27 protein-coding genes and 1 pseudogene are annotated in these 18,150 nt (G+C 35.1%); 15 read left to right on the top strand and 13 right to left on the bottom strand.

Annotated features, from left to right (window positions below; translation table 11 throughout):
- Positions 1-64 precede the first annotated feature (64 nt).
- Both rsmH and ACICQD_RS01695 read left to right on the top strand, forming a co-directional pair.
- Positions 65-1,009: a 16S rRNA (cytosine(1402)-N(4))-methyltransferase RsmH gene (gene rsmH, locus ACICQD_RS01700; protein ID WP_006279684.1), complete on the top strand. Its 945-nt coding sequence runs from the start codon at positions 65-67 to the stop codon at positions 1,007-1,009.
- Positions 1,006-1,317 (top strand): hypothetical protein, encoded by a 312-nt coding sequence (locus ACICQD_RS01695; protein WP_007548286.1) that lies wholly within the window; start codon positions 1,006-1,008, stop codon positions 1,315-1,317. The genes rsmH and ACICQD_RS01695 overlap by 4 nt, the downstream gene beginning before the upstream one ends.
- Positions 1,318-1,618: 301 nt before the next feature.
- Here ACICQD_RS01695 and ACICQD_RS01690 read toward each other — a convergent pair whose 3' ends face one another.
- Positions 1,619-1,918: an NADH dehydrogenase ubiquinone Fe-S protein 4 gene (locus ACICQD_RS01690; protein ID WP_010962411.1), complete on the bottom strand. Its 300-nt coding sequence runs from the start codon at positions 1,916-1,918 to the stop codon at positions 1,619-1,621.
- Between the two features lie 145 nt (positions 1,919-2,063).
- On the opposite strand from ACICQD_RS01690, the gene ACICQD_RS01685 reads away from it, so the two are divergent.
- Both ACICQD_RS01685 and pth read left to right on the top strand, forming a co-directional pair.
- Positions 2,064-2,675 (top strand): 50S ribosomal protein L25/general stress protein Ctc, encoded by a 612-nt coding sequence (locus ACICQD_RS01685; protein ID WP_010962412.1) that lies wholly within the window; start codon positions 2,064-2,066, stop codon positions 2,673-2,675.
- Positions 2,675-3,223, top strand: coding sequence for an aminoacyl-tRNA hydrolase (pth, locus tag ACICQD_RS01680; RefSeq protein WP_065094970.1), 549 nt, complete (start codon positions 2,675-2,677; stop codon positions 3,221-3,223). The genes ACICQD_RS01685 and pth overlap by 1 nt, the downstream gene beginning before the upstream one ends.
- Before the next feature lie 2 nt (positions 3,224-3,225).
- Here pth and ACICQD_RS01675 read toward each other — a convergent pair whose 3' ends face one another.
- Positions 3,226-4,188: an IS481-like element ISWpi4 family transposase gene (locus ACICQD_RS01675; protein WP_006279689.1), complete on the bottom strand. Its 963-nt coding sequence runs from the start codon at positions 4,186-4,188 to the stop codon at positions 3,226-3,228.
- Between the two features lie 445 nt (positions 4,189-4,633).
- Positions 4,634-5,782, bottom strand: a complete 1,149-nt coding sequence (ubiH, locus tag ACICQD_RS01670) for a 2-octaprenyl-6-methoxyphenyl hydroxylase (protein WP_209473195.1) — start codon at positions 5,780-5,782, stop codon at positions 4,634-4,636.
- 180 nt (positions 5,783-5,962) lie between these two features.
- Here ubiH and ACICQD_RS01665 point away from each other — a divergent pair, with 180 nt between their 5' ends.
- The 4 genes from ACICQD_RS01665 to ACICQD_RS01650 are packed head-to-tail and all read left to right on the top strand — an operon-like array spanning position 5,963 to position 7,044.
- Positions 5,963-6,091 (top strand): hypothetical protein, encoded by a 129-nt coding sequence (locus ACICQD_RS01665; RefSeq protein ID WP_256437790.1) that lies wholly within the window; start codon positions 5,963-5,965, stop codon positions 6,089-6,091.
- A 24-nt stretch (positions 6,092-6,115) separates the two neighbouring features.
- Positions 6,116-6,445, top strand: a complete 330-nt coding sequence (locus ACICQD_RS01660; RefSeq protein ID WP_264329437.1) for a transposase — start codon at positions 6,116-6,118, stop codon at positions 6,443-6,445.
- 1 nt (position 6,446) lies between these two features.
- The gene (locus ACICQD_RS01655; RefSeq protein ID WP_167347183.1) at positions 6,447-6,629 is read left to right on the top strand and encodes a transposase; all 183 of its coding nucleotides are present in this window, start codon (positions 6,447-6,449) and stop codon (positions 6,627-6,629) included.
- Positions 6,630-6,648: 19 nt separating this feature from the next.
- Positions 6,649-7,044, top strand: coding sequence for a transposase (locus tag ACICQD_RS01650; RefSeq protein WP_395461499.1), 396 nt, complete (start codon positions 6,649-6,651; stop codon positions 7,042-7,044).
- Here ACICQD_RS01650 and ACICQD_RS01645 read toward each other — a convergent pair.
- From ACICQD_RS01645 to ACICQD_RS01630, 4 genes are all read right to left on the bottom strand, one after another.
- Positions 7,037-7,863, bottom strand: a protein-coding gene (locus ACICQD_RS01645) for an IS5 family transposase (protein WP_395461446.1) whose coding sequence is annotated in 2 segments (ribosomal slippage) — positions 7,037-7,476 and positions 7,476-7,863 — 828 coding nt in all. Because the reading frame shifts where the segments join, the coding sequence is not laid out codon by codon here. The two genes, ACICQD_RS01650 and ACICQD_RS01645, sit on opposite strands and share 8 nt — an antisense overlap.
- A 296-nt stretch (positions 7,864-8,159) precedes the next feature.
- Positions 8,160-9,164, bottom strand: a complete 1,005-nt coding sequence (locus ACICQD_RS01640; RefSeq protein WP_007548295.1) for an Mrp/NBP35 family ATP-binding protein — start codon at positions 9,162-9,164, stop codon at positions 8,160-8,162.
- A 7-nt stretch (positions 9,165-9,171) separates the two neighbouring features.
- Positions 9,172-9,582: a hypothetical protein gene (locus ACICQD_RS01635; protein WP_010082232.1), complete on the bottom strand. Its 411-nt coding sequence runs from the start codon at positions 9,580-9,582 to the stop codon at positions 9,172-9,174.
- The gene (locus ACICQD_RS01630; RefSeq protein ID WP_022626216.1) at positions 9,579-9,902 is read right to left on the bottom strand and encodes an HNH endonuclease; all 324 of its coding nucleotides are present in this window, start codon (positions 9,900-9,902) and stop codon (positions 9,579-9,581) included. Before ACICQD_RS01630 ends, ACICQD_RS01635 begins: the two co-directional genes overlap by 4 nt.
- A 154-nt stretch (positions 9,903-10,056) precedes the next feature.
- Here ACICQD_RS01630 and ACICQD_RS01625 point away from each other — a divergent pair, with 154 nt between their 5' ends.
- The 5 genes from ACICQD_RS01625 (at position 10,057) to ACICQD_RS01605 (ending at position 12,665) form a co-directional block, all read left to right on the top strand.
- Positions 10,057-10,359 carry a transposase gene (locus tag ACICQD_RS01625; RefSeq protein ID WP_209472831.1) on the top strand — a complete coding sequence of 101 codons (303 nt, stop codon included), beginning with the start codon at positions 10,057-10,059 and terminating at the stop codon, positions 10,357-10,359.
- Positions 10,344-10,778 carry an IS3 family transposase gene (locus ACICQD_RS01620; protein WP_144078574.1) on the top strand — a complete coding sequence of 145 codons (435 nt, stop codon included), beginning with the start codon at positions 10,344-10,346 and terminating at the stop codon, positions 10,776-10,778. Before ACICQD_RS01625 ends, ACICQD_RS01620 begins: the two co-directional genes overlap by 16 nt.
- A gap of 117 nt (positions 10,779-10,895) precedes the next feature.
- Positions 10,896-11,728, top strand: a protein-coding gene (locus tag ACICQD_RS01615) for an IS5-like element ISWpi1 family transposase (RefSeq protein WP_209472412.1) whose coding sequence is annotated in 2 segments (ribosomal slippage) — positions 10,896-11,265 and positions 11,265-11,728 — 834 coding nt in all. Because the reading frame shifts where the segments join, the coding sequence is not laid out codon by codon here.
- A 78-nt stretch (positions 11,729-11,806) separates the two neighbouring features.
- Positions 11,807-12,154, top strand: coding sequence for an IS630 transposase-related protein (locus ACICQD_RS01610; protein WP_155968342.1), 348 nt, complete (start codon positions 11,807-11,809; stop codon positions 12,152-12,154).
- A gap of 19 nt (positions 12,155-12,173) precedes the next feature.
- Positions 12,174-12,665 carry an IS630 family transposase gene (locus tag ACICQD_RS01605; RefSeq protein ID WP_155968340.1) on the top strand — a complete coding sequence of 164 codons (492 nt, stop codon included), beginning with the start codon at positions 12,174-12,176 and terminating at the stop codon, positions 12,663-12,665.
- A gap of 35 nt (positions 12,666-12,700) precedes the next feature.
- Here the strand turns inward: ACICQD_RS01605 and ACICQD_RS01600 are convergent.
- Positions 12,701-13,533 (bottom strand): annotated as a pseudogene (locus ACICQD_RS01600) (IS5 family transposase).
- A 160-nt stretch (positions 13,534-13,693) separates the two neighbouring features.
- Between ACICQD_RS01600 and ACICQD_RS01595 the strand changes: the two are divergent.
- On the top strand, positions 13,694-13,858 hold the full coding sequence (locus ACICQD_RS01595) for an IS3 family transposase (RefSeq protein ID WP_010082072.1): 165 nt from the start codon (positions 13,694-13,696) through the stop codon (positions 13,856-13,858).
- 506 nt (positions 13,859-14,364) lie between these two features.
- Here the strand turns inward: ACICQD_RS01595 and ACICQD_RS01590 are convergent.
- The 3 genes from ACICQD_RS01590 to ACICQD_RS01580 all read right to left on the bottom strand — a co-directional run bounded on the left by ACICQD_RS01590 (position 14,365) and on the right by ACICQD_RS01580 (position 15,990).
- Positions 14,365-15,150: a hypothetical protein gene (locus tag ACICQD_RS01590; protein WP_182364772.1), complete on the bottom strand. Its 786-nt coding sequence runs from the start codon at positions 15,148-15,150 to the stop codon at positions 14,365-14,367.
- 65 nt (positions 15,151-15,215) lie between these two features.
- The gene (locus ACICQD_RS01585; protein ID WP_209473189.1) at positions 15,216-15,605 is read right to left on the bottom strand and encodes a phage tail tube protein; all 390 of its coding nucleotides are present in this window, start codon (positions 15,603-15,605) and stop codon (positions 15,216-15,218) included.
- Positions 15,580-15,990, bottom strand: a complete 411-nt coding sequence (locus ACICQD_RS01580) for a DUF3168 domain-containing protein (protein ID WP_155968841.1) — start codon at positions 15,988-15,990, stop codon at positions 15,580-15,582. Before ACICQD_RS01580 ends, ACICQD_RS01585 begins: the two co-directional genes overlap by 26 nt.
- 137 nt (positions 15,991-16,127) lie before the next feature.
- Here ACICQD_RS01580 and ACICQD_RS01575 point away from each other — a divergent pair.
- A protein-coding gene (locus tag ACICQD_RS01575; RefSeq protein WP_395461446.1) for an IS5 family transposase occupies positions 16,128-16,954 on the top strand; the annotation gives its coding sequence in 2 pieces (ribosomal slippage) (positions 16,128-16,515 and positions 16,515-16,954; 828 coding nt in all).
- Positions 16,955-17,081: 127 nt separating this feature from the next.
- On the opposite strand, the gene ACICQD_RS01570 is transcribed toward ACICQD_RS01575, so the two are convergent.
- Positions 17,082-17,630, bottom strand: a complete 549-nt coding sequence (locus ACICQD_RS01570; protein ID WP_095742630.1) for a head-tail connector protein — start codon at positions 17,628-17,630, stop codon at positions 17,082-17,084.
- A 136-nt stretch (positions 17,631-17,766) separates the two neighbouring features.
- Positions 17,767-18,078, bottom strand: coding sequence for a hypothetical protein (locus ACICQD_RS01565; protein ID WP_015588824.1), 312 nt, complete (start codon positions 18,076-18,078; stop codon positions 17,767-17,769).
- Between the last annotated feature and the right edge of the window lie 72 nt (positions 18,079-18,150).

The following is an 18,150-nucleotide window of genomic DNA, read 5'->3' as shown; positions in this document are numbered from 1 at the left end:
AAAATTGATGTGAAGAGTAGAGTAGAGTAGGATATCTACACCAACTGTACTTAAATTTTTTGATATGACACACACTCCAGTTTTGTTAAAAGAGATGCTATCACTACTATCACCGCAGGATGGTGGCATATACGTGGACGCCACATTTGGAGCTGGAGGGTATAGCAAAGCAATATTGGAGTCAGCTGATTGCAAAGTATATGCAATTGATAGAGATGAAACGGTAACTAAGTTTTATGATGATTTAAGCGTTAGATATCCAGATAGAATAAAACTATTCATTGAGAAGTTTAGTAATATTAAAAGTATACTAAGCAGCGTTGAGCCATCTCCTGTCATCCCAGTACTTGATACTGGAAAAAATAACTGGTCACGCGCTGGAATGACATCAAACGGGGTGGATGGAGTGGTCTTTGACATCGGAGTTTCATCTATGCAGCTTGATAACGGAGATAGAGGGTTCTCATTTTTACATGATGGTCCACTCGATATGAGCATGGATAACTCTTCTTATATAAACGCTTCAACGTTTGTTAACGCTTTACGCGAAGAAGAAATCGCAAATACTATATATAACTACGGAGGCGAACGTCATTCTCGCAAAATTGCAAGAGCAATAATAAATGCACGGAAGAAGAAAACTATCAAAACTACATTTGAGCTTGCGGATATTGTACGTTCCGTGGTATTTCGTGGAAAAAGCAAAATTGATCCTGCAACCAGAACATTTCAGGCAATCAGAATATGGGTAAACGATGAGCTGGGAGAACTTGAAAAGGGTATTAAAGCTGCATCTGAGATTTTAAGTGAGAATGGCAAATTAATTGTCGTCACCTTTCATTCCTTAGAAGATCGTATAGTCAAAACTTTTTTTAAAGATTTATGTGCTACTGATTGCAAGACATTCTCTCTGCTAAATAAAAAAGTGATCGAAGCAAGTATAGAAGAAGTAAGTGCAAATCCGCGTTCACGCTCAGCAAAACTAAGAGCTATACAGAGGTTGTCGTGAGAACTTTCTGCATCATCTCAATAGTTATGTTTTTTCTTAGCATTGTAGGACTATTTAAGGTAAAATTACATGTTCAGTCGTTAAATAGAGAGCTAATAAAAATAAAAAGTGAAATTAATTTAGTACAAAGTGATATAAAAGTTTTACAAGCAGAGTGGAGCTATTTAAATAATCCAAAAAGACTTGCAAGCCTTGTAAAGAAATACCTGAAAAATAACTCTTTAATACTGGCTAGCCAGGTTAAAAATCTTGACTCTTTAAATGGCCGCAGTGTGTTAGCACAACTTAAAATCCATGATCAACAGTGAAATTAAGTCTTATTTTTTACAGATGAGCACATCACAATAAAACTTACTTTGTATCCGTTCAGGATAGCGGCAAGGTAGTATAACCATAGAGTAAAAGTGAGTTTACAACAAATGGTGTCATCCCAGTGCTTGACACTGGGATCCAGCCTTTCCATAATCATCAAAAACATTGTATTTTAACGTAAAACAGCTATTTTTATGCTTACCAACTTAATAAAATTCCTGGATCCCAGTGTCTGGGCACTGGGATGACAAAGGAGAGCAGTGTCAGCTACTTGCATAACACCATTTGTTGTGCAACTTACTTTAGTATGAAATTGCTTGCGTAAGATTTTGGCAGCCTCTTAACATTTTTTGGCATTTCAATTATGTATTTAACGTTGCGTTTTTTTGCGTAGAATACTGCTTTTTCAAGAGAATCAAACTTTAATACAATCTGTTTTTTGGGATCTTTTGAGCCAACCCACCCCATCAAAGGTTCAATGTAGTAAGAGCCAGATTCAATTTTTAGGTGCCAGAAATTTGTATTACCTAAACCAGATTGTGTTGCAGTTCTTGTTGGTTTATAAATCCTAAAAACTACTTTATCGTCAATGCCCATAGTTCTTGTTAAATAAGCTTAAATATATATCTAAATAAATCCTTTCACAAACAATTAGTATGAAAGAATGAAGTTTGAAATAAATATTTTTATGTTATATTATTATTAAATTATATTAAAAGGATTAGCTGAATAGGAGTAACCGATGACGCAACAGGAAATAGTAACAATTAATGCAGAGTTACGTGATATAACAAAAACAAAAGCGATGCATTCTCTAAGGAAGAAAGGAAACATCCCTGGAATCATATATGGAAAGGGCCATGATAATGTAAATTTGACATTGTCTGCAAAGGAATTCACAAAGCAATATAAGTCAGGCTCTCTTTCTGCACATTTGATAGAGCTGAATATTTCGGGCAAAAAGGAATATGCTCTTGTTCGCGATATCCAATTGCATGTAGTAAAGGATACTGTGCAACATGTTGATTTTCAGTTTGTTGATAAAGGCAGTGAAATTAAAATAGACATACCTCTATCATTTGTGAATGAAAGTAAAGCTCCAGGAATCAAATTAGGTGGAGTGCTTAATGTTTTGTGTCGTTCTATTGCTGTTAAATGCTCTCCTGATAAAATACCTCAGGTTATTGAAGTTGATTTATCCGGTAAAATGATTGGCCAGTCTATACATATTAATGATGTAAAATTACCAGAAGGTGTTAAGTTTGTAGCTCATGAAGAAGAAAATTTTACCATTGTTACAATTTCTGCTGCCGATAGTGACGTTGAAGAACCTCAAGCAGAAACAGAGGAATAGTGCACCTGATAGTTGGGCTTGGTAACCCTGGTGGTCAATATGAGTTAACTTATCATAATATCGGCTTCATCGTAGTTGATACAATTTGCAAATATTGGAATTTCCAGTCGTTCTCTAAAAAAGCCGATTATCTAATAACCTCTGGCATAATTAATGATAATAAAATCATGTTAATAAAGCCTTATTCATTTATGAATAATTCAGGCATCCCTGTTGCAAAAATACGAAATTTTTACAAATTATCGCTAGATAATATTGTTGTCATACACGATGACGCTGATTTGGAACTTGGAAGAATAAAAATAAAGAAAGGTGGTAGCTCTGCTGGACATAATGGACTTAAATCCATAGATAGTTTTATTGGCAACGATTATTGGCGCTTGAGATTTGGAGTGGGTAGACCTGAAGATCAAAGAAGCTTAGCAGATTATGTGTTATCAAAATTTTCAAATTTTGATAATGTTACTCCCTTAGTGGAAAAAATAGCAAAAAATATACACTTAATGCTGCAAGGAGATAATACAGCTTTTATCAATTTGATTGTATAATATTACGAAACACAGGAAGTGTATGGTCCCAGAGTGTGATGGTGTGGATTTAGTATGAACAATTCAGGAGATTTTGTCCACTGTAAAGATATAAACTCAAAAGGTGTAAGACCCTTAAGAGTTTTGAGTCTTTTAGCATAATTGTAGGCCATAACAAAGTCATAAAGATGCTCTTTGAGTTGCTGGTGAGACTGATAGTAATACTTCTTAACAGTGGCATTCTTTAAAGTTTTGTTCATACGCTCAACTTGCCCATTTGTCCAAGGATGGCTAACTTTTGTTAGACGGTGTTCAATGTCATTTTCTTCACAAGCTCTATCAAATATATGTTGAAAAGCGTATTTATGGCGTTTTTGGTTGGTAAATTGTACACTGTTATCTGTCAAAATAGTGTGGATTTTATATGGTAAAATTTTAATCAAATTACGTAGAAACTCAGCAGCTATAGGTTTTGTAGCACTTTTATGCAACTCAACATACGTAAATTTGGATGTTCTATCTATTGCAACAAACAAATATAACTTTCCTTCTTCTGTTCTGACTTCTGCAATATCAATATGGAAATAGCCTATAGGATATTGTTTGAATTTCTTTTTTGGTTTAACTTCGCCATCAACATCTGGTAGTCTGCTAATGCTGTGCCTCTGTAAGCAACGATGTAGACTAGAGCGAGTCAAGTGTGGGATTGAGGTTTGCAAAGCGTAGAGACAATCATCTAATGGCAATAGAGTATGCTTACGAAATGCAACAATTACAGCCTCCTCTTCTAAAGTTAAAACAGTTGATCTTGCATGCTTCGGACCCATATCAGCGTCTTTGGCAAAAGACCGTTTTCTCCATTTAATGATAGTTTTTGGATTAAGGTTATAGTACCTGGAGAGTTTTGCTATGCTCTCTTTACTATTTTGTATTGCTCTACGAATTGTCTCTGTTGTTTTGGCGCACCCATGTAATATTTGTCCCATAATTCCTCCTTTGATGGTATTGTTTTCTCATATTTTATCATACCATCACACTCTGGGACCATACATCCCCCCCCCCTCCCCCCCTAATTCCTATATCAAACCTTTCTTTACTAGATTATATAGTCAATATAAAAAGCCATATAAAATTGCTTCCACTGCTGCCATGAGGAAATTGCTTATTCTTGCTAACTCTTTAGTCAGAGATGACAGGGTTTTTACTGAGGAATATAACTCTCTGTCTGTTTCTATCTAAGAGCCAGTATAGCTGTGGATAAGCACGTTTATACAGATAAAAGTACTTATCCACAGCTACATCAATTTTTCTATTGACTTTTAACACAACTGCTGAACAGATACATTCGTCATCCCGCTACGTGTTAGCGGCCAAGATACCGCGGCGGTATGCCGTGGGAAACCTGACTTGCATTAGCTATAAAATAGTGATTTATATAAATCCCATAGCATGCCGAATGAAGCGTTTTTTGAGGAAATTTGAATTTTCAACTGCAATCAAGCCAAGATTTCTTAGTGCTTTAGCGCAGAATATTCTGTTGGAAAACATCCTATTTAATCCATCAGTTGCAAGCGCCATTGTAAAATTATCAAAGTATCTGTTACGTGAAATTTTCTTTAATAAATAACTACTGCCAACATCAATACCAGATGCTTTTGCGGCAACTACGTGCTTTATAATACTTTCTACATCTCTAATTCCAAGATTAAGCCCTTGACCTGCAACTGGATGAATTGAATGTGCTGCATCGCCGATAAGCAAAACTCTACCCTTATATAACTTTTTTGCGAAAACAAAACTTAAAGGATAAAGTTTTCTTTCACCCTCTAGTTTTATCTTTCCTAAATAAGAACCAAATCTTTTTTTAAGCTCTATAATAAATTCTTCTTCAGACAGATCCATTAGCATTTTTGAAATTCCAGATTTTTCTGTCCAAACTATCGAAGAAGTATAGCCATCCTTTATCGGTAGAATTGCAAATGGACCGCCAGGAAAAAAACGCTCTACAGCTAAGTTTTGGTGATGCAGTTCATGCTTTACATTAAATACTATGCTACTTTGTTTATAATCAAATTTCGCTGTCGGTATAGAAAATAACTCTGGTAGTTTAGAGTTCTTGCCTTCAGCGCAGATAAGTAGCGATGATATTAATTCCTGGTTATTATCAAGAATAACTTCCACATATCCTGAATCACAAGCAATTGTTTTATAGGAATGTGGAGAGTATATATTTAGTTTATTCAAAAAATTATTGTTGATTGCATTCCATATAGTGGCATTGTTAATAACATAACCCATTGGTTCTTCACCAACCATTTTATGATTGTAATGCACAGTAACCGCATCTAATATGCATATATCAAGTATTGGCTCAGCTTCGCTTTCTATAAACTGCCAAATCCCTAATTTTTCCAATATTTTTTTCGAACCTTGAGAAATAGCAAATGCTCGGTTGTCATCTACTACACGTGGTAGACTATTTTTTTCAATCACAGCTACAGACACAGAGTCACAACTGAGGCCAATGGCAGTAATAAGACCAAGTAACCCACCACCTGAAATGATTACATCATAATTCATTTTATTTACGCTAATTGTAAAATTATATTTTATCTGTTTTGAAAATAGTTTAAACAAACTTTATATATAAATTAAATTTTTTAGATCCCAGTGTCAGCTACTTGGATGACATCTAAAGACACTCCACCTTGTCATTCCAGCACGTAACGAACAACTGTACGAACATTTTGCGAAGGCAGTGTGTTAAATGCTATGGCCGGTTTTGCCTCAAACATAAAGGTGTCATCCCAGTGCTTGACACTGGGATGGCTTTGTTGCATAGCAACTGAAAAAATCTGGTGGCTACTGACAAAATTCATTATAAAATAGCCATTTAACCTTGAAAGAAAAAATATGCCACAAAAAATGAGGGTCAGTAACCATAGCGAATATAACAAATTTCTAGAAAAAAGAGGAAATATTTTTCATTATATCAACGAAGCCATAGAAAAGTGGTACGAGAATGGTCCAAAAATACCAGGTGGCAACAATATTTATAGCGATAAAATTGTAATTTTGGTGCACATAATAACTTGTTTATTTAGAATAGGCCTGAGGCAAACAGTTGGGTTTATAGCAGGATACCTTGAGCAAATTGGGAAAAATTTGCAAGTTATCAGCTATTCACAATCATCAAGAAGGTTTAAGAAACTCAATATTAAGATCAATGATTGCAGAAAATAATATGGAAGATATCGAAATTGCTATAGACAGTACAGGAATTAGTATATACAACAACACTCCTGGTCATAGCAAAGAAAATAGCGAAGATAGAAAGTATCGCAGCTATGAACAGACAAGAAAATTGCATGTAATGTTGAATACAAACAGCAAAAAAGCCATAGCTGTAAAATACAGTAACGGCTGATCACTATGGAGCTTGTGATTTGCTAAAAGAAGTCGATTTTCAGTATGTCATAAAAGTACTATATGCAGATAGGGCATATGACAGAGAAAAGCTCTATAAGCTGTGTAATCAATATGGTATAAAAACGAAAATTCCTCCGAAAAACAACGCAGCAGAGCATCCAAAGTTAGACTATATGGCTGAGAGAAATTCTGCAGTCAAGCTCATAAAGTCATATGATGAAGATAGTATAAAGAAGTGGAAAAAAGAGATGAGTTATGGAAAAAGATCTTATATAGAAGGTTTTTTCTCGCGACTGAAACAAACATTCGGGTTTAGTTTTAGGAATAAATCTGAGACAAATAGAGAGAAGGAACTACTTGTTAAATACTATTTGCTCAATAAGTTCACTAGACCTCTTTCGAAACTCATATAGACAGCTCAAAATTGTGAATTCCTGCTATTAAATTGAATCTCAAGCCAAAACGTTTTCTCCGATTGCGGTATCTGTCTGCAATAATTTTGAATCTTTTTAACAGACCAATTACATTCTCAACTACTACTCTTTTGCTTGCTAGCTCCCGATTTTCTACCTTTTTTTCCTTAATTAAGGGACTCTTTTTCATCCTTCTGTGTGGCAACTCGACATTTTTGTGAATTTTCTGAAAACCTCTATAGCCAGCATCGGCTAAAACTTTTATACCTTCTGATACATGCACTTTTGACTCCTTGAAAAGCCGAAAGTCATGCTTTCTCCCGTTTGAAAATGACGTACAAATAATTTTCTTGCTCTTCTTTTCTGCAATTATTTGTGTTTTTAGCGTATGTTTTTTCTTCTTTCCTGAATAAAATCTTTTCTGCTTTTTTTTGGTCTCTCTACAGGTGTTTCCGTTGCATCAATCACCAAAATCTCATATTTCACGTCGCTTTTTAGGAGTTCTTTTCGTCCTGGCAATGCGAAATCTTGGTGTTGTATTAGAGTATCCTCTACCCATTTTACAGTTTTATATGCCGTACTTTCACTTACTCCATAACTTTGACTTATGTGAAAATATGTACGGTATTCTCGTAAGTATTCTAATACCATGAGCAGCATATTCTCCTCGTTTAGCTTATTTTTCCTTCCTCCTTTGGCTTTCTTTTTTTTATTTTCTTCACATAAAATCCCTACCATTTTGTTAAATGTTGATCTCTTTACTCCTGTTAGTCGACGAAACTCCCCTTTATCGAGCTCTTTCACTATTTCATACTTCATTTCTCCTTACCTCAAAATTACTATTTTTACTGCTTTATCCTAGTTTCGAAAGAAGTCTACTGATATTGGTATGGCTAAATTTGAGATAGCTTCATAAATTTATTGTGCGTTACCTACTATCCGAAGAGCGATGCAACAAAGCCCACTGGGATCCATTCTTCTTTTTTTCTGGATTCCAGCGTCACGCGCTGGAATGACAAAAGCTGCTAATTTTTCATGTAAATAATGGTTATGCAAGCAGTCTATTTTGTAACTAACAAAAGAGGACTTTGATTCGCATGTTTCTCACGCTTATTCTATTGTTTAACTATACTTTGAGCAATGTCTTCATAAATCTCTGCCAAATCCTCACTTAACATTAAAGGATTTCCGCAATCAGAAGCATGGCATATTTGTGGATCTAGAGGAACTCTGCCTAGAAGTTTGATGCCCAGCTCCTCAGACATTTTTTTTGCACCGTCTTTTCCAAATATGTATATTTTTGAGCCGCTTTGAATGAAATAACTCATATTTTCTACAATGCCAATAACCGGTACGCTGAGCTTTGTAAACATATCATAAATTTTGCGAGCATCGATTAAAGAGAGCTCCTGTGGAGTTGAAACTATTATCGCCCCAGTTAAGTTAAAATTTTCCATAAGACTTAAATGCACATCGCCAGTTCCAGGTGGTGTATCAATTATCAAATACTCTATATCGGACCATTTTGTTCCCATTAGCAGACTATAAAGTGCTTTTGTAATCATAGGTCCGCGCCATATTGCTGCACGATCTTTATCGATAAAATAGCCAATTGAAATAGTATGCAGTCCATACTTTTCTATAGGCATTGCTTTACTATCCTGTATTTCTGGCTTTAATTTTTCAGCGCCAAGCATTTTAGGAATTGAAGGACCATATATATCTGCATCAACCAGCGCAACTTTGTGTTTTAACTTTGCTAATGAGAGAGCAAGATTTAGCGCAACTGTGGACTTGCCCACACCGCCTTTACCAGAGGCCACAACGATTATATTTTTCACTCCTTCGATATGTAATTTAGCTTTTTGTTGCCCAGTTTGTTTTTGACAAGTAGCAACCACGGTCACTTTTGTCACCCCCGGTATAGCTTTAACAGCTTGCTCACAATTTCTTCTTAATTCTTCATTTGCTTGCGTGTTACCGGCAACTTCAAGCACAAAACCAACATCTTGACCTTTAATAATAATTGAGGATATTATGCCAAGAGCGATCACATCTTTACCGCTTTTTTGCTCTATGACTTTTTTTAAGTTCTCTCTTACAATTTTTTCGTTGATCATTAGCCTTTTAGGTGATTTCTTCCTGAAGTCGTTTAATCTCAGCTTGAGGAAGGCCGGTTGTCTGAGAGATAATATCAATAGAGATGTCAGCCTTAAGTAGGTTTTTTGCTACTTCAATCTTTCCTTCAATCTTTCCCTCATCAAGTTTTTTAGCGAGGATGCCTTCTTCTTTCCGCAGATCCATTATTCTTTCTTCATATGCTACTAAATCTTTTTCATTCCAGCTAAACCTGTCTAATTCATCGTAGGCTAACTTTATTATTGGTGCTTTTTCTGCTATTTTCCTTAAGTCTTCTTCCGTAGTTTCATCTGCATATTGTTGTCTAAGTGAAGAAGGTCGCCCCTCCTCACTCGACTTCAAAACCGTACGTGAGACTTTGCGCCTCATACGGCTTCTCTCCAATTTGGAGCTTTTCATGCACACCTCCTGTGTAATTCATCGTGACAATGTCCATGTAACAAAGATAAGTTTTTGATCATGTTGTTTCGTCTATTCCGGTCTTTGTGATGTATTTCTATTGTATCATCACTTTTAAACCATAGTCTACAATTATCACATTTACTTTGTTGTAACTTCAATAGTTTTATTACTCTTAATGGCTTATCTGGTATTTTTCTCAGACGTTTACCCCAATAAACCCAATCACCATCATATGGAGATCTGGTTTTTTGCACTTTGATATGTCGTTTAATAACATGATCGCTGTGTATAATAAAATGTATCTTGTTACTTGTCATAAAACGCCAGTTATCGTTATTATACTTTTTAAAGTATTTTCTTTTTATCCAGCATTTCCCTTTGTTTGGGTGCCTAAAGACTGACCTTACCCAGAAAAAGTGGAGAGAAAGAAAAGAGTTTTTTTGGGTAAAATAAAATTTTGGAGGATTAGAAATGGTAAGAGAATATACGGCAGAATTCAAATTGGAAGCTGTTAAACTGGCAAATGAACAAAGAAAGGCAGGTCAAACAATTACAAAAATAGCAAGAGATTTAGGAATAAAGGGTGGTTTATTAGGAAAATGGATGAAGAAATATAACGAAAAAAAGTCAGCGGCAAATGCATTTCCAGGTAGAGGTAACATGGCTCCTTACGACAAAGAGAGGTTTGATTTACAAAGCAAGAGTAACAAGGGAAAGAGACATTTAAAAAAAAGCCCTGGCCAGTCAAAAAGAGTAAAATATTTTTTTATATAGTAACTGCTATAAAGTACAGGAATTATGTAGGATTTTCTGCTAGTGGCTACTATAAGTGGACCACAAGAAAAATAAGCAGTAGAGAATCAGCAAATAAAGAGCTACTCGAAGCTATTCAAAAAATATATCAAGTTTCTAAATGTAGATATGGAGCTCCTAAAATTCATGCTGAATTGAAGGCTTTGGGTAAAAGTTGCAATTTGAAAACGGTGCAAAGTATTATGCAGAAAAATGACATCAGGGCTATACTGAGAAGAAAGTTTAAAATTAAAAAACAACAAACAGATAATAGAGCTGTAGCTCCCAATATACTAGATCAAAACTTTATTGTTGATCAACCAAATAAAGTATGGGATTACTTACATCAAAACCAAGGAGGGATGGCTATATTTGGCAGCAATAATTCTCACGTATGGTAGTTAATGAGTAGTGCAATAAATAAACAATTGGTTATGAACTCTTTATTAATGGCCATTAGAGGTTGTCCGGAAACAAGTAAAAGGCTATAATATCTGAAATTTTAGTACGGGGTAAAGATGAGAAAAAAGTATCCAACAGATCTAAGCGAAAGGGAATGGGCAAGAATAGAAAAACACTTCAGAGTATCATACAAGAAAGGAGGAAGGCCGCCAAAGTATAGCAAAAAAGAAATATTAGAAGCAATTTTCTATGTATTGCGTACAGGGTGTCAATGGCGGTATTTACCAAATGATTTTCCGCTATGGAAGACTGTGTATGAGCAGTTCAGGCAATGGAAGAAGCAGGGAATTTTTGAGAAAATGAATTATGAAATTACAAAATATAGTAGAAGAAAAATAGGAAGGAATGAGCAGCCGAGTGCCTGTATAGTAGATAGTCAATCTGTAAAGACTACAGAAAAGGGGGGATCAAAGGCTATGATGGAAGTAAAAAAGTAAAGGGTAGAAAAAGGCATATAATTACAGACACTCAGGGTTTTATACTAGGTTGTTACGTAGGCGCTGCTAACGAAAATGATAGAGATGGTATTAAAATAGCATTAAACAATATGAGAACAAAATATACTAAAGTTAAAAAAATGTGGGCTGACATGGGATACCAAGGAAGAAATTTAAAGAATCACATAAAGGAAGAATATGACATAGATATTGAAATTGTTAAAAGGCCTCCATGTAGATTTTGGGTGCACAAAGATACGCCACCTGAGCTACTACCAACAAGAGAACAAGGGTTTAAAGTACAGCCAAGAAGATGGGTTGTAGAAAGGACTTTTGCTTGGGTTAATAGGAATAGAAGGCTATCGAAGGAGTATGATTTACTCACAACATCCACTGAGAATTTCATATACCTAGCTATGAGTAGGGTTATGTTAAAGAGGGAATATGCTTGAATTTACTAGTTTCCGGACAACCTCATATAGTACTTCCCAAAGTAAATGATAAAGGTATAATAAGCTATTTGAGTTATAATGGCGTATAGTGTGGATTTAAGGGAAAGGGCAGTATCGATGATAGAAAAAGGGAAGTCAAAGGTTGAGGTGGCAGAGCTTTTGGAGATAGGAATAGCAACTCTGTACCGCTGGTTAAGAAAGAAAGCCGCTGGTGAAAGCCTAAGGCCATCGAAAAACGGCAGCTTTATTCGAAAAATAGACCCAAAAATACTCGAAGAATATGTTAAAAAGAATCCAGATCATACGCTGGCAGAGATGAAACAAAATCTTGGATTTGGAATAAATTCAATTTGGTATAGGCTGAAACAGCTAAGAATTACTTTAAAAAAAAGTTACACTATATCAAGAGCGCAATCAAGAAGATAGGCAGCGATTTACCGATAAAATCTCAAAAATAGACCATTCCAGCATCTTATATATAGATGAAGCAGGAGTTGATAATAGGTTATACCGAGAGTATGGACGTGCTCCAATAGGAAAGAAAATTTATGCAGATATTCCAGGAAGAAAACGAGAGAGAATCAGTATAATAGGCGGGTGGATTGGAAAGAGATTTATTGCACCAATGACTTTCAAAGGTGGGTGTGACAAAGAGGTATTCAATACATGGTTAGAGAAGATGTTATTACCTAAATTGCCACATGGTACTACAATAGTTATGGACAATGCCACATTCCATAAAACTCCCAAAACAAAGGAGTTAATAGATAATGCTAGATGCCGTTTGCTCTATCTACCAACATATTCACCAGATTTGAACCCTATAGAGCATTGTTGGAATACCATCAAAAGCCGCCTCAGACCTTTAATGCATAAATATACAGACTTACAACTTTTGGTTGGTAATACCATAATGGAAATTTATCATTCATTTTAGAAAATACTATAGAGGTTGTCCGGAAACTAGTAAATTCAAGCATATTCCCTCTTTAACATAACCCTACTCATAGCTAGGTATATGAAATTCTCAGTGGATGTTGTGAGTAAATCATACTCCTTCGATAGCCTTCTATTCCTATTAACCCAAGCAAAAGTCCTTTCTACAACCCATCTTCTTGGCTGTACTTTAAACCCTTGTTCTCTTGTTGGTAGTAGCTCAGGTGGCGTATCTTTGTGCACCCAAAATCTACATGGAGGCCTTTTAACAATTTCAATATCTATGTCATATTCTTCCTTTATGTGATTCTTTAAATTTCTTCCTTGGTATCCCATGTCAGCCCACATTTTTTTAACTTTAGTATATTTTGTTCTCATATTGTTTAATGCTATTTTAATACCATCTCTATCATTTTCGTTAGCAGCGCCTACGTAACAACCTAGTATAAAACCCTGAGTGTCTGTAATTATATGCCTTTTTCTACCCTTTACTTTTTTACTTCCATCATAGCCTTTGATCCCCCCTTTTCTGTAGTCTTTACAGATTGACTATCTACTATACAGGCACTCGGCTGCTCATTCCTTCCTATTTTTCTTCTACTATATTTTGTAATTTCATAATTCATTTTCTCAAAAATTCCCTGCTTCTTCCATTGCCTGAACTGCTCATACACAGTCTTCCATAGCGGAAAATCATTTGGTAAATACCGCCATTGACACCCTGTACGCAATACATAGAAAATTGCTTCTAATATTTCTTTTTTGCTATACTTTGGCGGCCTTCCTCCTTTCTTGTATGATACTCTGAAGTGTTTTTCTATTCTTGCCCATTCCCTTTCGCTTAGATCTGTTGGATACTTTTTTCTCATCTTTACCCCGTACTAAAATTTCAGATATTATAGCCTTTTACTTGTTTCCGGACAACCTCTAATAGGCGTAAACCTGTTAAAAATCTACTGCTGCACAGTGACCAAGGTTCACAATATACTGCGCAAGGGTATCAATATCTCTTAGCTGTAAAGAATATAGATGAGTAATAAAGGCTGTTGTTACGACAATTCTGTTGCAGAAAGCTTCTTTAGCTCATTGAAAAGAGAAATACTTATTGATACTTCACAACACTCTGCTCAACAAACTAGAACTGCAATATTTGAATACATAGAAATTTTTTATAACAAACAACGTCACTATTAACTATTGCATTCCAGAACAATTTGATGCATCATTCTTTTTGTAAAAAACATTCCAAACTTTCTCTCCACTTTTTCTGGGTAAGGTCAATTTTCATTGCACCCTATATTGTCCATTCCATTAGCTTTACTACGCTCGTTACCTCACGCAGCATAATGGTCTGTTCTAGGCTGTTGGCTAGACTTTGCCTAAGTTGGATTTTCACCAACTGTATTCTAAACGCTTACTTGGCGCACCCATAACAAAAATGCCTGAAAAACGTTAATAATTATATACTATTATTAATAATTATTCAACCATATTTTAAGCTTACAATTTTGAGCTTAACTGACGCTTATGGATAGGGGCAACTCTATCACCCTGTGTTATGTTTATTTTCTAACGGACGCTGATTTTTGTATCGTAATTTCTTGCTATAAATTGGTTATATAAGAGCTGGCTTCTAAAATTTTATAACCCTAATTTGAATTAACAGACAGTAGAATCGAAAGATTATTACAAGGAGAAATCTACACAGATCGACCCTTTTGTGAATCTGCGTTTCTGCTTTCTTCAACTTGTTTTGCAAAAGATGTTTCCGGTTTCTGAAGTGGCTTAGCAATTTCACGCACAACGGCAATAACTGCTGTTAAAAACGTTTTTAACAATGCACCTAAAGCTCCACCAACTGCTTCCCTGCCATATATATGAGCTTGCTTTTCGTTACCGTCAGCAGTTTCCCCTGCCCTCCTTCTTGGATCCATCCTATGAGCAATCACCGAAAACAACACTCCCCTGATTGAAGACTTCACTTTTTCCTTTGCTTCGTGGACATCCCCATCTTTTGCTGTTTCATGTCCATGACTTAAGTGTTTAGCGTTCATTAGCTCCTTTTGTTGCTGGGCAAACATGCTACTTAATACTTCTTCTATCACTTGCTTTCTTCTCTTCTCTCTAACTCTTTTCATAGATTCTGATTTATCGCGAGTGTGTTTGGTAGTTTCAAATTCTGCATCAATATCTTCGGACGCAGCCTGACTATATAAAGTCTCTATGAGCCTGTCTATGCTTCGCTTTATTTGCATAGTCCTTTCGTAACTATCCGAATTATCAATTCCTTCGTCGATCTGATTTAGAATATCCTCAAAAACTTTCAAATAGTCTTGAATATACTGTATTATGTATTGCTTATCTTCCTCTTTGTGTTGTTCTTCTTGATTTTGCTGATTTTCATTTTCTAAACTTTTCTCTCTTTTATCATCGTTATTTTCTTCAATATCATCACCGTCTTCCTCGAAAAGGTCTTTGTCGTTCATGATTTTTTTTAATTTAGTTAAAATTCTCACCAGTTACTATTGTATATGAAAAAATTAAATTAACATTAATGAAAAGCGTTTACAACTTCAGCACTAGTTAAAACTACAGTAAAGCTGTCAAAAGTAACAGGATCATAATACCTCTCATACAATTCAACTGAACACCTAAGCCTTATCTTTTCCTTAGCATTAAAACTAATTTCATAATCATTATTAGAGTTTAGCATAGCAGAATTACGTAATAATTCATCAGCTAATACAGAGTCTAAAATTCCATTAATTTTTATCGTAATGTGTCTGCTTCCAGCACAATCGAGCACTTTCCTCCAGCCAAAAGAAGAAATATCTTTCACCTCTTCTCTGTTATTACGCAAAGTAAACCTTAGGTTTCTTATATTATTTAACACAATAAAATTATTGTCATGATCTTTAATTTTTAGCTGTAATTTGCTCATTATCACCTCCTTTTATTAAAATATCAAAATTAATTGTTGAATGTAAAATTTCATCGTGCTGATCCATAGCACAATTACTTTCTAAAATGGCCTCATTATTAAAACCTTCAATGCTCTTAAGTATCAAGTTAATATGCCTTATAATGGCAAACATACTGTCTATATGATAAGTATATATGTCGCATGAAAATCTTGCCTTTGTAGCAAAATTGGACAGCATATGCAGGTTATTATAATTCACTACACGCAATCTCAGGTAAGGAATGGTGACCTGTTTAGGTAAGTAGTCATAAATGTTAGTAACATATTTCCTTAAATCAGAGTTTGCTTTTAGTGCTTCATAAATGCTACTGTACAACTCGTTTATAGCTTGAATTTTTTTCATAATTAACCCTCGAAAGATATATAGAAACTCGTCATCCCGCTGCTTGTTAGCGGGATCTATGTTAAGAGATACCGCGAATAGACTTCTTTCGAAACTAGGATAAAGCAGTAAAAATAGTAATTTTGAGGTAAGGAGAAATGAAGTATGAAATAGTGAAAGAGCTCGATAAAGGGGAGTTTCGTCGACTAACAGGAGTAAAGAGATCAACATTTAACAAAATGGTAGGGATTTTATGTGAAGAAAATAAAAAAAAGAAAGCCAAAGGAGGAAGGAAAAATAAGCTAAACGAGGAGAATATGCTGCTCATGGTATTAGAATACTTACGAGAATACCGTACATATTTTCACATAAGTCAAAGTTATGGAGTAAGTGAAAGTACGGCATATAAAACTGTAAAATGGGTAGAGGATACTCTAATACAACACCAAGATTTCGCATTGCCAGGACGAAAAGAACTCCTAAAAAGCGACGTGAAATATGAGATTTTGGTGATTGATGCAACGGAAACACCTGTAGAGAGACCAAAAAAAAGCAGAAAAGATTTTATTCAGGAAAGAAGAAAAAACATACGCTAAAAACACAAATAATTGCAGAAAAGAAGAGCAAGAAAATTATTTGTACGTCATTTTCAAACGGGAGAAAGCATGACTTTCGGCTTTTCAAGGAGTCAAAAGTGCATGTATCAGAAGGTATAAAAGTTTTAGCCGATGCTGGCTATAGAGGTTTTCAGAAAATTCACAAAAATGTCGAGTTGCCACACAGAAGGATGAAAAAGAGTCCCTTAATTAAGGAAAAAAAGGTAGAAAATCGGGAGCTAGCAAGCAAAAGAGTAGTAGTTGAGAATGTAATTGGTCTGTTAAAAAGATTCAAAATTATTGCAGACAGATACCGCAATCGGAGAAAACGTTTTGGCTTGAGATTCAATTTAATAGCAGGAATTCACAATTTTGAGCTGTCTATATGAGTTTCGAAAGAGGTCTAATGAATCGCGGTATGACGATAAGGTTTATACCTCGTCATCCCGCTGCTTGTTAGCGGGATCTATCCGTGACGGTATGACGTAGTAGCCCAGTTTGAATGACCAGAAAGAGCTACAAAACAACCTTTGGTTCGCGAAATGGAGAATATACCTTCTTCACTTCAGATAAATGGCTACTTACCTCCGATTCACGATTTTTGTAAAGAGCAGAAACATGCCGCATAATACCTAGTTTTATCTGCTCAGGAACATTGTCATAACCAGCTTCGTATACAACATCAACTCTTATTGCATTCAAACAATTGAAAAACTCAACGTAGCCCCCTACATCACTAAAATAATACTTAAGTGTACTCTTCTCTTGATTTTTAGACATCATTGCAGTAGCCAATACTATCTTACTCACAGGGCCATAGCTTAAATAGATCCTACGAGGTACATAATCTTCATATGAAACTTGCCATGTTTGTTTCACCAGTGACTTTTCCATATGCCATTCAGCGTAATCAGTTGCCATAAAAATTAGATCTGAAATCAACTTATCATCCTGGTCGTTCTCAATGCGTAAAAAAGATTTAACCTCTTCTAAAGTAACTGGAAAAGATTCAGGCTTAGATTTACGTTGCACAGATATTCTTGGTGAAGTAGATCTTATTGACATAATAACCCTCCTTTTTGATATAGCTAGAATAAGTAAGGTTTACCTCGTGACAGCGTGGGGCAAATCTTACTTACTTTAGCTATGCAGCTTGCATGCAACATTAAGTTAAATTGGCGCAGCAACAACTCTGAGTGCTTTATCGTATGAATATATTAAGAAGAGAACGTATTAAAGCTGTTTCTCCTTTTTTGTTGATAAAATTTGAACTTATAGCATATTCAACTAGGCTGGATTTTAGTAGATTGACATTTTGAGAATGAATATTATTGAAGGTGGAGTTTAACTCTTTAGCAAGCAGACTGCGAAATTTTTGCACACTGTCATATGCGATATTTTCAAGTTCATGTGCAAATTTATCTTGAGCTATAGTTGTTATATCTTCAATTTCCTTATTAAACTCCTCTAGCTTTTTTTCGTTATTTTTAAAATTTTTCGTAAAAGTTTTCATATCAATTAAACTCAACTATTATTATGATTATAATGACAATGAAAAACTACCGAAGTAAAAAATTCACACTAC

This window comes from Wolbachia endosymbiont (group A) of Therophilus tumidulus, from assembly GCF_964277345.1.
GTDB lineage: Bacteria > Pseudomonadota > Alphaproteobacteria > Rickettsiales > Anaplasmataceae > Wolbachia > Wolbachia pipientis.
This window is presented reverse-complemented; position numbering and strand designations above follow the sequence as displayed.

Bases quoted from the DNA above. Each gene is read 5' to 3' on its own strand.
- ACICQD_RS01625 (WP_209472831.1), top strand. From the start codon at position 10,057: ATGGTAAGAGAATATACGGCAGAATTCAAATTGGAAGCTGTTAAACTG.
- ubiH (WP_209473195.1), bottom strand. From the start codon at position 5,782: ATGAATTATGATGTAATCATTTCAGGTGGTGGGTTACTTGGTCTTATT.
- ACICQD_RS01580 (WP_155968841.1), bottom strand. From the start codon at position 15,990: ATGAAAAAAATTCAAGCTATAAACGAGTTGTACAGTAGCATTTATGAA.
- ACICQD_RS01610 (WP_155968342.1), top strand. From the start codon at position 11,807: ATGGCGTATAGTGTGGATTTAAGGGAAAGGGCAGTATCGATGATAGAA.
- ACICQD_RS01640 (WP_007548295.1), bottom strand. From the start codon at position 9,164: ATGATCAACGAAAAAATTGTAAGAGAGAACTTAAAAAAAGTCATAGAG.
- ACICQD_RS01595 (WP_010082072.1), top strand. From the start codon at position 13,694: ATGAGTAATAAAGGCTGTTGTTACGACAATTCTGTTGCAGAAAGCTTC.
- ACICQD_RS01590 (WP_182364772.1), bottom strand. From the start codon at position 15,150: ATGAACGACAAAGACCTTTTCGAGGAAGACGGTGATGATATTGAAGAA.
- ACICQD_RS01685 (WP_010962412.1), top strand. From the start codon at position 2,064: ATGACGCAACAGGAAATAGTAACAATTAATGCAGAGTTACGTGATATA.
- ACICQD_RS01690 (WP_010962411.1), bottom strand. From the start codon at position 1,918: ATGGGCATTGACGATAAAGTAGTTTTTAGGATTTATAAACCAACAAGA.
- ACICQD_RS01635 (WP_010082232.1), bottom strand. From the start codon at position 9,582: ATGAAAAGCTCCAAATTGGAGAGAAGCCGTATGAGGCGCAAAGTCTCA.
- ACICQD_RS01585 (WP_209473189.1), bottom strand. From the start codon at position 15,605: ATGAGCAAATTACAGCTAAAAATTAAAGATCATGACAATAATTTTATT.
- ACICQD_RS01675 (WP_006279689.1), bottom strand. From the start codon at position 4,188: ATGGGACAAATATTACATGGGTGCGCCAAAACAACAGAGACAATTCGT.
- ACICQD_RS01630 (WP_022626216.1), bottom strand. From the start codon at position 9,902: ATGACAAGTAACAAGATACATTTTATTATACACAGCGATCATGTTATT.
- rsmH (WP_006279684.1), top strand. From the start codon at position 65: ATGACACACACTCCAGTTTTGTTAAAAGAGATGCTATCACTACTATCA.
- ACICQD_RS01565 (WP_015588824.1), bottom strand. From the start codon at position 18,078: ATGAAAACTTTTACGAAAAATTTTAAAAATAACGAAAAAAAGCTAGAG.
- ACICQD_RS01655 (WP_167347183.1), top strand. From the start codon at position 6,447: ATGGAAGATATCGAAATTGCTATAGACAGTACAGGAATTAGTATATAC.
- ACICQD_RS01660 (WP_264329437.1), top strand. From the start codon at position 6,116: ATGCCACAAAAAATGAGGGTCAGTAACCATAGCGAATATAACAAATTT.
- ACICQD_RS01570 (WP_095742630.1), bottom strand. From the start codon at position 17,630: ATGTCAATAAGATCTACTTCACCAAGAATATCTGTGCAACGTAAATCT.